This window comes from Agrobacterium sp. DE0009, from assembly GCF_007680755.1.
Classification (GTDB): Bacteria; Pseudomonadota; Alphaproteobacteria; order Rhizobiales; family Rhizobiaceae; genus Agrobacterium; species Agrobacterium tumefaciens_B.
Genome location: NZ_VEIU01000010.1, coordinates 1 through 12,309 on the forward strand (window position 1 = coordinate 1; position 12,309 = coordinate 12,309).

12 protein-coding genes and 3 pseudogenes are annotated in these 12,309 nt (G+C 57.1%); 8 read left to right on the plus strand and 7 right to left on the minus strand.

Annotation, left to right across the window (positions count from 1 at the left end):
• The 3 genes and pseudogenes from FS804_RS22525 to FS804_RS22535 form a co-directional block, all read left to right on the plus strand.
• Window positions 1-339, plus strand: a pseudogene (locus FS804_RS22525) (NmrA family transcriptional regulator); the annotation flags it as partial.
• A 15-nt stretch (window positions 340-354) separates the two neighbouring features.
• Window positions 355-792 carry a cupin domain-containing protein gene (locus tag FS804_RS22530; RefSeq protein WP_144579039.1) on the plus strand — a complete coding sequence of 146 codons (438 nt, stop codon included), beginning with the start codon at window positions 355-357 and terminating at the stop codon, window positions 790-792.
• A gap of 99 nt (window positions 793-891) precedes the next feature.
• Window positions 892-1,338, plus strand: coding sequence for a carboxymuconolactone decarboxylase family protein (locus FS804_RS22535; RefSeq protein WP_144579040.1), 447 nt, complete (start codon window positions 892-894; stop codon window positions 1,336-1,338).
• Window positions 1,339-1,439: 101 nt separating this feature from the next.
• On the opposite strand, the pseudogene FS804_RS22540 reads toward FS804_RS22535, so the two are convergent.
• Window positions 1,440-1,785: pseudogene (locus FS804_RS22540) on the minus strand (oxidoreductase); the annotation flags it as partial.
• 319 nt (window positions 1,786-2,104) lie between these two features.
• Here FS804_RS22540 and FS804_RS25070 point away from each other — a divergent pair.
• Window positions 2,105-2,266: a hypothetical protein gene (locus FS804_RS25070; RefSeq protein ID WP_186376965.1), complete on the plus strand. Its 162-nt coding sequence runs from the start codon at window positions 2,105-2,107 to the stop codon at window positions 2,264-2,266.
• Between the two features lie 170 nt (window positions 2,267-2,436).
• Here FS804_RS25070 and FS804_RS22555 read toward each other — a convergent pair whose 3' ends face one another.
• Complete coding sequence (locus tag FS804_RS22555) at window positions 2,437-3,234, minus strand: alpha/beta hydrolase (RefSeq protein WP_371417903.1); 798 nt, start codon at window positions 3,232-3,234, stop codon at window positions 2,437-2,439.
• 186 nt (window positions 3,235-3,420) lie between these two features.
• Here FS804_RS22555 and FS804_RS22560 point away from each other — a divergent pair, with 186 nt between their 5' ends.
• On the plus strand, window positions 3,421-4,182 hold the full coding sequence (locus FS804_RS22560) for an SDR family NAD(P)-dependent oxidoreductase (RefSeq protein WP_144579042.1): 762 nt from the start codon (window positions 3,421-3,423) through the stop codon (window positions 4,180-4,182).
• A gap of 47 nt (window positions 4,183-4,229) precedes the next feature.
• On the opposite strand, the gene FS804_RS22565 is transcribed toward FS804_RS22560, so the two are convergent.
• From FS804_RS22565 to FS804_RS22585, 5 genes and pseudogenes are all read right to left on the minus strand, one after another.
• Window positions 4,230-4,454: a hypothetical protein gene (locus FS804_RS22565; protein ID WP_144579043.1), complete on the minus strand. Its 225-nt coding sequence runs from the start codon at window positions 4,452-4,454 to the stop codon at window positions 4,230-4,232.
• Window positions 4,451-5,251, minus strand: coding sequence for an exodeoxyribonuclease III (xth, locus tag FS804_RS22570; RefSeq protein ID WP_144579044.1), 801 nt, complete (start codon window positions 5,249-5,251; stop codon window positions 4,451-4,453). Before xth ends, FS804_RS22565 begins: the two co-directional genes overlap by 4 nt.
• A gap of 8 nt (window positions 5,252-5,259) precedes the next feature.
• On the minus strand, window positions 5,260-5,436 hold the full coding sequence (locus FS804_RS22575) for a hypothetical protein (protein ID WP_144579045.1): 177 nt from the start codon (window positions 5,434-5,436) through the stop codon (window positions 5,260-5,262).
• Window positions 5,437-5,885: 449 nt separating this feature from the next.
• Window positions 5,886-6,058 (minus strand): annotated as a pseudogene (locus FS804_RS25280) (IS701 family transposase); the annotation flags it as partial.
• A 16-nt stretch (window positions 6,059-6,074) separates the two neighbouring features.
• Window positions 6,075-6,773: an invasion associated locus B family protein gene (locus FS804_RS22585; protein ID WP_144579046.1), complete on the minus strand. Its 699-nt coding sequence runs from the start codon at window positions 6,771-6,773 to the stop codon at window positions 6,075-6,077.
• A 718-nt stretch (window positions 6,774-7,491) separates the two neighbouring features.
• On the opposite strand from FS804_RS22585, the gene FS804_RS22590 reads away from it, so the two are divergent.
• From FS804_RS22590 to csgH, 3 genes are all read left to right on the plus strand, one after another.
• Window positions 7,492-8,334, plus strand: coding sequence for a CsgG/HfaB family protein (locus FS804_RS22590; RefSeq protein ID WP_144579047.1), 843 nt, complete (start codon window positions 7,492-7,494; stop codon window positions 8,332-8,334).
• Window positions 8,335-8,589: 255 nt separating this feature from the next.
• On the plus strand, window positions 8,590-11,835 hold the full coding sequence (locus FS804_RS22595; protein ID WP_144579048.1) for a hypothetical protein: 3,246 nt from the start codon (window positions 8,590-8,592) through the stop codon (window positions 11,833-11,835).
• Between the two features lie 50 nt (window positions 11,836-11,885).
• Complete coding sequence (csgH, locus tag FS804_RS22600) at window positions 11,886-12,305, plus strand: curli-like amyloid fiber formation chaperone CsgH (RefSeq protein WP_144579049.1); 420 nt, start codon at window positions 11,886-11,888, stop codon at window positions 12,303-12,305.
• Window positions 12,306-12,309: the final 4 nt, after the last annotated feature.

The following is a 12,309-nucleotide window of genomic DNA, read 5'->3' on the forward strand; positions in this document are numbered from 1 at the left end:
GAGTTCATCGAGACCCTGGCCGGCGCTTATGCGGCCGACGGCGTGGTGAAAGTGCCGGATATCGACTTCCAGCCGATTGCTGCCGACGACGTCGCCGCAGCCCTGGTGGAGGCCGCGCTCGGCGAGCCTAAGAACGTAACGGTCGATCTTGCCGGACCCGAGCGCGCACCGTTCGAATCCTTTATCCGGGCGTATCTCGGTTCGAAGTGCGACGGCAGTCCGGTGACCGCAGACGCCGCAGTCGAATACTTCGGCGCACCTGTCGCCAAAGGCTCTCTGGTTCCCGGTGGAGACTACATCAAGGGCGGTGTCACGGTCGCCGAATGGCTAAAGGCATAGAAGGAGCCTACGATCATGAAGACCATTTCATATGCGGCTGCGGCATTTGCGGCCTCCCTTGCCACCGCGTCAGCTCATGACGTTGCGAAGCCGGGACTAGCCTACGATTCGAAGGATGCCAAGGTGACGCTCGTCTACGAGCACCCCTTGCCCGACGTTCCTGGTAAGAGCGTCAAGGGCGTGCTCGTCGAGTACGGCCCCGGCGGCTACAGCTCCGCCCATACGCATGCAAAGTCTGCGCTGATCTACGCCACGGTTCTCGAAGGCGCGATCCAGAGCGCCGTGAACGGCGGCGAGACGAAGACCTTCACAGCCGGCCAGAACTTCACCGAGCTACCGGGAGACCGGCACGATGTAAGCGCCAATGCCAGCAACACGAAGCCGGCGAAGCTGCTCGCCGTCTTCGTCGTCAACACCGACGACACTGTCCTCACGACGCCGCGCAAGCCCTAGGCTCGAGGCGCCTACCTAATCCTCCTCACTTTGAAGTTTTACAACGACGGCTCCTCCAGCGACCGGGGAACCGTGTGCTGAAGAAAGGAAAGAAGAACAATGTCCCGCATGAACTGGTCCGAAGTGGCGCCCGAGGGCGCAAAGGCGCTCTACGGTGTCCACCACTATGTGACGACGAAGACAAACCTTCCCGACGAGCTGATCCACCTTGTTTTCCTGCGCGTGTCGCAAATTAACGGCTGCGCACACTGCATTGACCTACATAGCCGCGATCTGCGCAAGACGATGTCCATCGATAAGATCACGCTGGTTCCCGTGTGGGACGAGGTGCCTCATTTCTTCAGCGAACAGGAACGGGCCGCTCTCGCCTGGGCCGAGGAAGTCACTAATGTCAGCCAGACCCACGCCTCCGACAAGGCTTATACCGCAGCCGCAGCTGCTTTCGAACCGAAGGACCTCGTCGATCTGACGATCACGATCGCCGCAATGAACGCCTTCAACCGCTTGAGCGCGCCGTTCCGTCTTGCAGTGGCGGCCAAGACCTGATCGGCGCCCGGTCACCATGGTTGGAACAACCCTGCCGGTCTATCGAGACCGACAGGGTGTCCCGCTCACAGAGGCAATCCCAGCATCTGCTTCGCCGTCTCCTAGAGACGGGCAGCGTTTTCCGCATCGACCGCGTATCTCGCTACCCCCTTGAACGGTCCCTCTCCCCGCTCGTCGACGACTGGGGCCTCCCGGCAATCGTCGAAATATTGTCCGGAGATGCCTTGCACGAGAGGCGAAGCCGCAAGCAAGACCGACGTGGCCGCCCCCTGCTCTATCGTCTTGCGCAGATGCTCTGGTGTTGGAAGGCCGCCGGTGTTCTTTTCCAGTCCCATTGCAATCGCTCCAGGATTGAGCCGTTGGACGTATACCGTCGCTGCCCCAGTTCTTGGCAATTCCGACGGACATCAGGATGCTGGCTGTCTTCGACTGCCCACAAGCAAGCAGCACCGCCACTCAGCTTGCCATAAGGTATCCTGGCAACGGCTACTCGCCGTCCGATCTCGCCGCCGATGGGAGTCTTTGTGGCCGTCGTGCGGCGTCGCTTCGTCCAGGTGGCTATTAGGATGAGATTCTCTTTCCCCTCTTCCGCCCCACGTTGGGCGACGACATCGAAGAAGCCGTACGCAGCGTCGCCCAAGAACTCGGATTCAGCCGTGAAGAAATGCTGCGGGTCATCGTCAGAGAATGGTTGGAGCAAAACGCATACCTACCGGTGTTGGATCTAGACGACGAAGGTTAGGCTAGCGGCAATCTCTAGAGGCTGATGGCAACCCAAATGAAGGCCGCCATCCACCATCTCGGCTCAGTTCACAGGCGTGGCGCCGGCAGTGCCGCACTTGGCGAACTTGCCTTTCGCATCACGGCACTGCTCAGCGCTTACCGGCGCAGCGGCGAAAGTAGCGAGGGCAGCGACGATCAAAACTGACTTCCACATTCCCGAATCCTCCTGACCGAAATTGGCCGAAGCCATCGTTACAACATGATCAGGAAAGCTCAAGCGGTGAGCATGGTGCGATGAGGGACGCCTCTTGTAGATACCGTGCTTCGGTTGCGTACTTCCAATAGGGATCCTGGACAGCCCCCTTTCGTCAGCGCCTATTTGAAACGGTCGCGTAGAAAGATCGCGGCATCTCGGGCTTCTTCCGAAGAAATCGTGTGACCGACGCCAGGATAGATTTTTGACGTCACGGCGAACCCCGCTGCTTTGAGCTGGTTCGCCGCAGTCGTCGTCGCAGCGGATGGTATGGTCCTGTCCGCAGAACCATGCATCATAAAGATATTCGTCCCGGCAGAAGACGAAGTCGGCGGTAACGGCAACAGTCCGGCGAAGGTGACGAGGGATCCGACCTTCCAACGACCCGAGGCAACCGCATCCAGCGCCATGATGGCGCCTTGCGAGACCCCGACGAAGGCCACCCTGTCGAGCGCGTTTTCGAAACCTTCCCGTTTGATGATCTCGGAGACCACGCCGTCGAACGCTCGACGTGCTGCGTCGATCCGCTCAGGACGCATGATCTGGTCATCGACGGCAAACCACTGACGACCACCTGACCTATGTGGAAACGGCGCGTCCGGCGCGACGAATGCCGTGTCCGGAAGCGTCGCCTGCCAGGAATTTCCCACCGCTTGCATAACGGAGCCACGTCCTCGGATCCCATGGAACAGGATCACCAGATGATCGGCGCGAACCATTCCTTTTTGAGAAGCTGTTTGTTTCTGGGTGCGTTCCGCCTGCAAAATTTGCAAAGGCTTCCCAGCAGGGTCGACCGCCTGGGACATGAGTTTGATTCCGCTGTCCGCAGCCAATACTCGGTCCGGCTTCGCGAGGAGGTAGATCGCGCCGACAAGGATGATGAAGAGAGAGACTAGGGTCGAGAGATGTGACGACGTCATGGGGCGTTCCTGTTGGATCCAATCAACCTGCATTCCAAATGTTCGTTCCGCTTCGCTGCCAGACCGGCGCTGACATTCTCGTTACGGTCATGGTGTCCCTCGAAACGGCCGAGCCCCTGGATCGGGAACAACCCCGCATATCTCCCGTTCGAGCGGATGCACCACTGCGCACTCAAGGAGATTTCAATGCAGCGATTTGCAGACAAGGTCGTCGTCGTGACTGGCGCAGGCTCAGGAATAGGTAAGGCGACAGCGGAGCGTTTTCTCGACGAAGGCGCTATCGTTACACTGGTCGGCCGCACGAAATCGAAGCTCGAAGACGTCGCCAAGCCTTTCCGTGATGATCAATTTATGATCGCTGAGGCGGACGTTTCGAATGAGGACGAGGTAAAGGACCTGATTTCTCGCACCGTCGAGAAGTTTGGACGCTTGGACGTTCTCGTCAACAATGCTGGTGTCGTCGCCGAGGGCGATGTCGGCACCCTGACCACAGACGATTGGCGTACAGTGATGGCAACGGATGTCGATGGCGTCTTCTACGCCAGCCGTGCGGCGCTCCCGCATCTGAAGGCGTCGCGCGGCTCGATCGTCAACGTCAGCTCGGTGTCCGGCATGGGCGGCGACTGGGGCATGGCCTCATCCAACGCCGCCAAGGGTGCGGTGACCAATCTTACGCGGGCTATGGCCATGGACCACGGGAAAGACGGCGTCAGGGTGAATGCGGTGTGTCCAAGCCTGACACGAACAGGCATGACCGAAGACATGATGGACGACGACAAGCTGATTGCGAAGTTCAACGAACGGTTCGCACTTGAGGGACCCGGCGAGCCCGAAGACGTTGCGGCCGTAATCGCATTTCTTGCAAGCGACGATGCGCGCTTCGTGACGGGGGTCAACCTGCCTGTGGATGGCGGGATGTCAGCGTCGGACGGTCAGCCGCCCCAGTAAGCTTCGAGCGGCCCCTCAAGGAGATTGGTGAGGGGTCGCGTCACGTTCTATTCGACAGATCGTCCTTCTTCCGCCGCCGGCCAGTCATTGGCCGGCTCATCAACGGCTTCATCGTCAGCGGGATCCGGATCGTGCTCACGGGCCACCATGAGGGCGTTGACCTCCACGACAATCATACTGCAGGCGTCCTTGTAACTGACGCCGTTCACGACGAGGCCATCAACCAATTCCTCCAGCCTGGTGCGGACCTCGCGCTTCCAATCGTCGATCATTTCTCTCTCCTTTGTTTTGCTGTTTTCTCAATCAGTTCTATCCAAACCGGCGCATGATCGCTGGCGTGCCCCCAGCCCCGGACATGCTTGTCGACCTGGGCTCTTACGAGTTTGTCGGCGAGATCCGGGCTGAGCAAAAAGTGGTCGATCCGGAGGCCGGCGTCGCGTGCGAACGCATTTCGGAAGTATGCCCAGAACGTATAGATGTGGTCGTCTGGATGGAGGTGCCGCAGTGCATCCGTCCAGCCTTGGTCCACCAGGTCGGCGTAGGCTTTCTTCACCTCCGGCCGAAACAGTGCGTCGTCGATCCAGCGCTCCGGTTTGTACACGTCGAGGTCGGTTGGCATGACGTTGAAATCGCCCACGAGCGCGACTGGGACACCGAGTTCCAAAAGTTCGGCCGAGTAGGAATGCAGCCGCCGAAACCAATCCAACTTGTACTGAAACTTCGGCCCAGGAACGGGGTTGCCGTTTGGCAAGTAGAGGCAGCAGAAGACAATCCCGTCGATGACGGCCTCAATGAAGCGGCTTTGGTCGTCATCCCGATCGCCGGGGAGCCCTCGTCTTGTCTCAAGCGGCTCCTGACCTCGTGCGAGAATGGCAACGCCGTTCCACGACTTCTGTCCTTGCCATACCGCGCCGTAGCCAGCGCGCTCCAACTCCTTGCGGGGAAACTTGGTGGAGGACGCTTTTAGTTCTTGAAGGCAGACCGCGTCCGGTCTCGCCTCGTCGAGCCATCGCAGGAGGACGTCAAGGCGGCCGTTGATGCCATTGACGTTGAACGTGGCGATCTTCATCCAAGTGGTCAGCGTTTGCGGTCGCCCTTGTCGCCCTCGCCCGATTTCGTATCGTGCTTTGCGTCATGGCGTGCGTCGGCCGAGAGCGAGCGGGAGACATCGACGCTCTCCTTGAACTTCCCGTCTTCGTCGCGGCGGACATAACGCTTGTCAGTGCAAGTATCGATTAGTTCACGCTTGGTCATCACAGACCTCCTTTTTCGAACAGGTTGCAGAGACAAACGCGCTGCGTCGGCGAAGATGCATTCGAATCAGCACCATAGAAGAGATTCGCGTAACGGGCGCGCGCATCTGGCTAAGTAATTGAAAAACGATTCATTTTGCCAGGAACGATTCGCATGTTGTTTCGGTTTAAATCGCATCGGTTGTGTCAGGAGTACCTCTTCCACCTGCGCAACATTCTGATCCAGTGCGCCTTCGACGGTCGCGCTGGACAGACGATATACATGATGAGTGGATGCGCAATTTCGCCGCCAACAAACCCGGTTTGTCCATCGACCGCCTGGAAGCTACGCGCGACCGGATGAACGCGGTCCTCCCAGAGACAGTGGTGGGGGACCATCGCCCGCTTATTGCGGATCTCACGCTACCTGATCCCGATGATTAGTATCCTCGGTCTTTATTAGTTGCCGAGTCATGCGCCAGTGGTGATCACAGCTATCACTGCGACGACGAACATGACGAGCGAGACATGGTGATGACAGCCATGCCACAGGCGGACTCGTTACGATCGCGGCCGGGTTCGTTCTCGTCTGTCTCGAAGGTGTCGTCGAGTGCATAACGATGACCTTCGACGGATACGAGCGTGCCTGTTGCGGCAGCATCATATGGAAGACATTTTGGCTAGCGCAGCCGAGAAACCTCCGAGGGAAAGCATAATAGGGATTTGGCTGCCTTCCGGTGTTGTAACAGTAAACTTCACTTCTGCCCCCTTTTTCATGGCTTCCAGAAGCGGCGTGTCCAGCTTGCCTTCCAGCAAGCATCCCTGCTGCGTGCAGCGACTGATTGCAATCTCGCTCTTGTAATCCTCGCCTACTGAAATTTGAACCTTCTTCTGCACCGCGATGCCTAAAGGTAAAGCCGCTTGGTAAAGCGTGGTTTTCATATCCGGGGATGAGGCGATGCTGAGCACGAGAATGGTCTGTTTCTGATCTGCCGACGCCGTTTTTCCAGTAATCTGGCATCGCCGCGCGTCCTGTGCCGGGTCTGCGCACTCCACGGCCCAGTTGCCGAATACTTCTTGTTTCGCAGCGATCTGCGGGGCGGTTGGTTGCTGCGCCTGTTGTGGAGGCGGAGGTGTAGTCGCGCGCGTCTGTGTCGCGTTCCCGCCGCCCGCAGAGTTTAAGATTGTATCTGTATCGGCGCGGGGATCATTGAGGATCGGCGCGCCCGTTGTCGAACGAGATGCCGGTGTCGAAAACATTGGGCCGGAAGACTGTGTCTGTGCTGTCACAATCTGAGGAAGCGCGAGAAATGTACTGATAATTATCGTAAAAACATGAGCTCTTCCGAGAGCGGACATCTTAAATCCTCCGAATGCATAAGATAAACATAGTTTAAATCAAATTACGCTCGTGGCAATTGCATAAGTTCTCTTAATTTGCTTATGTTTGACCGGAGTTTACAGTTCGCAGGGGAAAAGGTTGGTAACGATGTCGAAAAGCTTGGCACTTCTGGGTTTGCTTGCTCTCGCGGCATCGTTCACATCCAGTCCTTCTTATTCACAGGCCTACGTCAATCAAGCCAGCCCCGGCGTGAATTCTGTTTATCTCAATCAAATTCCACCGGAAGCGAAGCCCCGGCCACCGGCGATCAATAAACCTGCAAAACGTCATGTTGTGCAAAGATCACCAGCTATGGCTGCGGCGGCGGTTGCCAGCAACACCGCCGTACCGCGATATCCCGACGTAGCCTCCGGCTCGTCTGCAGCTGTACGAGGCAGCGCAACAGAGTGGCCTTCGGTGGGTCGCGGTTCCGTAAAGCGCTGAGAGTTATACTGTTGCATAATTAACCAATGCTCTCGATATTCGGCCTGAACGCTTCACTTAGAGAGATATACCCAAAAATGGGACTGCGCGCGCGAGTTGCTTAGTGGTAGTGAGCAACTGCCTCAAAGGCGCAAGTATTGTGCTTTCGTGTAACTTTAAGGGGTCGTGGGTTTAATCGCCTATTAACCAGAACCACTGGGTTCTGCTGTTAATGTGTTTGATTATGGCTGCGGCAGGGATTGTGGGGACAGAATGAAGCTTCAGTTTGCGGCTCTTTGCGTGGTGAGCCTCGGCATTGCAGGATGCCAAAGCGGCCAGCAACTCGAAACACCCGCCGCGACGCTTACCGCTCCGACCAAGACATCCGCAAAGGTAGAGAATGTTCCTCTGCCAGCGGTGCCGGTTGATGTTGCGGTTTATGATTTTCCTGATCTGACTGGCCAGGCAAAGCCAAATGAGAGCTTTGCAGAGTACAGCCGTGCCGTGACCCAGGGCGGTAGCGCCATCCTGATCGACGTATTGAAAAAATCCGGAAGCGGGCGGTGGTTCCGCGTGGTTGAGCGTGGCGGGTTAAAGAACCTCGTTCAGGAACGCACCCTCATCGAGAATACCCAACGCTCTTTCGGTCGGCCCAGCGGCCTGCCAGCCGTAAGATTTGCAGGCCTACTTTTGGAAGGCGGGATCATTGGATATGATTCCAATGAACTCACAGGCGGCGCTGGCGCAAAGTACCTCGGTATTGGCGGCGATGTGCAGTATCGTTCCGATGTCGTGACGGTTAACCTTCGTGCTGTCAGCGTACAGACTGGAGAAATCCTTGCGTCCACGACGACGACGAAACAGATTTATTCTATCGGGGTTCGCGGCGGCGCTTACAAGTTTGTGAAAGTCGGCGAACTTCTCGAAGTCGAATTGGGCCAATCCAGGAACGACCCAGGATCGCTCGCAGTTCGCGAAGGAATAGAGTTGGCGGTGTACTCGCTTATGGTCGATGGCGTTCGTCAGGGGCTATGGCACCTGCAAGATCGCTCGCAGGAAGCGGCGTTCATCAGCGGATTTCACAGGCGTTACAAAGAAAAAGTTAGTGAAAAGTGAATTGTCGGCGAACTAGCCATTAATATATTAAGGTTGAATGGGGTCGGATTTCCATTTCCGACCCCATTTTTTTTGCGAAGATCGATCTAATATGTCCCATTTTTGGGTTTATTCTTTTTCGTAATTAACTATTACTTAATAAGCATTTAAATGTGTCTTGCTAAGAGACAAAAAACAGTGGCATTAAGCTGTTGTTAACGAACCACTAGCCGAGGCACGAAAGCTCAGTAAGGGCCGCCTCACGGGGAGAAACCAATGAAAATTCCTAGCAGACGCACACTGCTTCTCGCAGGTGTTGCTGTCGTTGCGCTGAATGGCCAGGTTCTGGCTCAGGACGCCAACTTCGGTTACATCGGCCAACGTGATGACAGCAACTTCGCTTATCTTTCGCAGGCTGGCGTCAACGGCGCCGCCGGAAGCAACAACGGCTTCATTTACCAGTACGGTTACAACAATGCTTTTCTGCCGTTCGGAAACGGTGCTGGCGGTGACGCCCAGCTCGGTAATAACGATCTTGGTGTAGAGCAGCTTGGCCGCAACAACTTCATCGGTGGCGACTTCCTGCAGGTTGGCGATAACACTGCGGGCCTCGCCCAGTTCGGCGAAAACAACATCGTTGACAAATTCCGCCAGTCCGGTTTCAACAGCGCCGCCGTCTTCCAGGGTGGCCATGAGAACCTTGCCCGCAACGTTCAGACCGGCGGCACCGCCCAGACCGGCAATGAAACGGGGATCATTCAGTTGAACGGCGACTATTCCGTCGCCGGCAACATCGCTTCCAGCGAACAGATCGAGGGCACCGACACCTCGTTCTCCGGCACGTTCCAGGCTGGTTCTGCCAACGTAGCGATCACATCGCAGAAATCTTCGACCGATGCACGCGGTAATATCGTTCAAATCGGCGATAACAATGGCGCGACCAACGCGCAGATCGGCGTAGAAAACTCGTCAGCTTCTATCGGCCAGTTCGGCAATATCAACGTTGCGATCAACACGCAGGATGGAGCGGATCGCTCTGCCGCCGGTATTCTTCAGACCGGAAACGGTAACACCGCAGCAAACGTTCAGGACATCTACACAGGTGTTGGTGGACCGATTTCCGGCGAGGACCTCACTGCCAACATAGGCCAGTTTGGTAACCGCAACGCTGCTACCAACGCTCAGCAGGGCGCTCGTAACGACGCTGGCATCCTTCAGTTCGGTAACGCCAACACCGGTGCGAATGCGCAGGTGGGTGCAGACTTAGACGCAGATATTCTGCAGGTCGGCAACCGCAACGATGCAACCAACGTGCAGAACGCCGGTGGGTCTTCGGCGGCAATCGCTCAGTTCGGCAACCGCAATACGGCTCTTAACGGCCAGACCGGCGCCAATGAAGCTGGCATCCTACAGATCGGTGACCGCAACGAAGCAACCAACTCGCAGACGCGTGGCGGTGCGGCGGGTAACCTCAACCGCGCCGGTATCGTTCAGGGCGGAAACGCGAATGTCGCAAACAATGCCCAGGTCGATGGCCTGAATGAGGCGGGCATCGCCCAGTTTGGCAACCGCAATACCGCGACCAATGGTCAGGTCGGCGGTGTGGAGAGCCAGTCAGGCATCCTCCAGGTTGGCAATCGCAACGTGGCGACCAATTCGCAGGCTGCGACAGCCAACACAAGCGGCGATGCTAACACGGCGCTTATCGGGCAGGTCGGTGACGGAAACACGGCAACCAACGTACAGTTCGGAACCAGCGGCGCAGTCCGCACCGGCCGCATTCTGCAAGTTGGCTCCTCCAACGAAGCCACGAATGCACAGCTTGGCGGAAATGCCAACAATGCTGGCGTTGCACAGTTCGGTGATACCAATGCCGCAACTAATGCCCAGACTGGTGGCAACACCAACACCGCGGCTATTTTGCAGGCTGGCGTAACCAATGAAGCCACGAACCTTCAGTCAAATGGTCTCGGCAATGTGGCCAATGCCTTGCAGGTTGGTGCGGAAAACGTTGCAACCAACGTCCAGTCCGGCGGTGCTAAAGCAACGGCGACCATCGCTCAGTTCGGCGTAGGCAATAGCGGCATGAACGCTCAGGTCAATGTCGATCCAACCTCTGCTCTGATCGTTCAGGGCGGTGTGGACAACACGGCTGCCAACGGCCAGACCAACGTTATCAACTCGAGTGCTACTATCGTGCAGCTCGGCGCCGATAACGATGCGGTCAACAGCCAGACGGGCGGGACGGGCCTCACAGCTGCAACTCTCCAGGGCGGCTTCGGCAACACCGCGATCAACCTGCAGGACGGCGGTACCGGTAATACCGGCCTGATCGCTCAATTCGGTTCGGACAACACAGCAACCAACCTTCAGCATGAAAAGAGCTCCCGTGTCACGGCTTCGGTCGTTCAGATTGGTAGCAACAACACTGCACTAAACACGCAGGGTGCGCGCCAGACGGTGAGCTATGTTGTACCGGGTTATAATCTGTCCACGCTGGTTAAAACTCCTAAGTACATCTCTGAAGCATTTTCGCCGACGTTGGGTCCTTACACCACTGGTCTGATCGCTAACGATGGCTTGGCTACCGGTAGTGGCTCTGCTCCGGCAGTAGACTCGGTCGCTGCCGTAGCTCAGTTCGGTAACAACAACGTCGGCGTGAACAATCAGGTGGGTCAATTGCTCGTACCTGAAACAGTTCATGTCACTCAGACGGGCACGCTGTATGCTCCGAAATTCGAAGGTGGCGCGGGCACGAAGTTGCGTAAGGTGCTTGGTGTCACAGTTACTCGTGAAGATCCTTTCCGGTGGTCGCAAGGGCAGGAAGATGTAACAGTCGTAGACGCTGACATAGATACTCCGACTGGCGAAATATCGCTGCCAACCGTCGCTTCCGCTGCTGGCGTCGTTCAGGCTGGTGATAACAATACTGCCTTCAACTTCCAGACTGTCGCTGCGGGTTCGCTTGCTGCCACGGTTCAGCTAGGAAACGGTAACTTCTCCATCAACAGCCAGACGGCCACCGTTGGTGTAATTGCCGCAACCGTACAGAGCGGAACCGGCAACATCTCGAACACTACGCAGGAGCTCGCTCTGGCATCGGCTGCCGGTGTCCTTCAGTCCGGCAGCGGCAACTACGCAGAGACCACACAGGTGGGTAGCCTTCTGGCTCCATCCACCGGCAATCTTTCGCTGACCATGCAAGATGGTAACGGTAATGCCGCCATCGTCAAGCAGCCGGGATTCGCCAACAAGTCGCTGGTCGTCCAGTCGGCCGATCACAGCTTTGCTCTAGTCAACCAGACCGGAAGCACCAACAACTCTGCTGTCATGCAGGCTGGTGCCTACTCGAATGCTTGGGTTTCCCAGCAGGGTAGCGCTTCCAACTCTGTCGTCCTGCAGTACGGCACCGGTGGTGCTGGCCAGGAAAACATTGCTGTCGTGACACAGCAGAACGGCGGTCAAAACTCCCTGGTCAGCCAGATTGGACGCGCTAACGTTGCTTACGTTTCGCAGCGTTAATCAATGGTCGGGGCGCTCCTGGGCGCCCCGTTCCCACTGGCGAGGCTCAAATGGCGCGTCCTTTGATGAGCGGAACGACTATTCCAATATGTGTTTTAGCGACGCTGCTGACGAGCGGTGCAAGCGCCGGAAACGGTGAGATGTATCGAGGGGCGGTGGCCGACGATAGGGTCGCGGAATGCGGGATTATAGTGAGTAGAGACGAGACCACGCGGATTGAACCTTTTCTGGTGGGCCACGATGATCTCGAAGGCAGGCTGGTTCTGAATGTGCAAAAGAAGGGCATCTCCGGAACAAGCCAGTTAAGTCAGACAAGCATGTTTGCCAACGGGACCCTCGGGCGGGTCAGTTCCGCTTTCGAACGATCCTCTGATGTGACGGTCGAGATGATCGTCACCGACCGGTCCGGCAAAATCCTGTGCGAAATGCCCCGCTCGATGGTGGCTGGCAGCGCAGCAAAGAAGATTTGAGTGG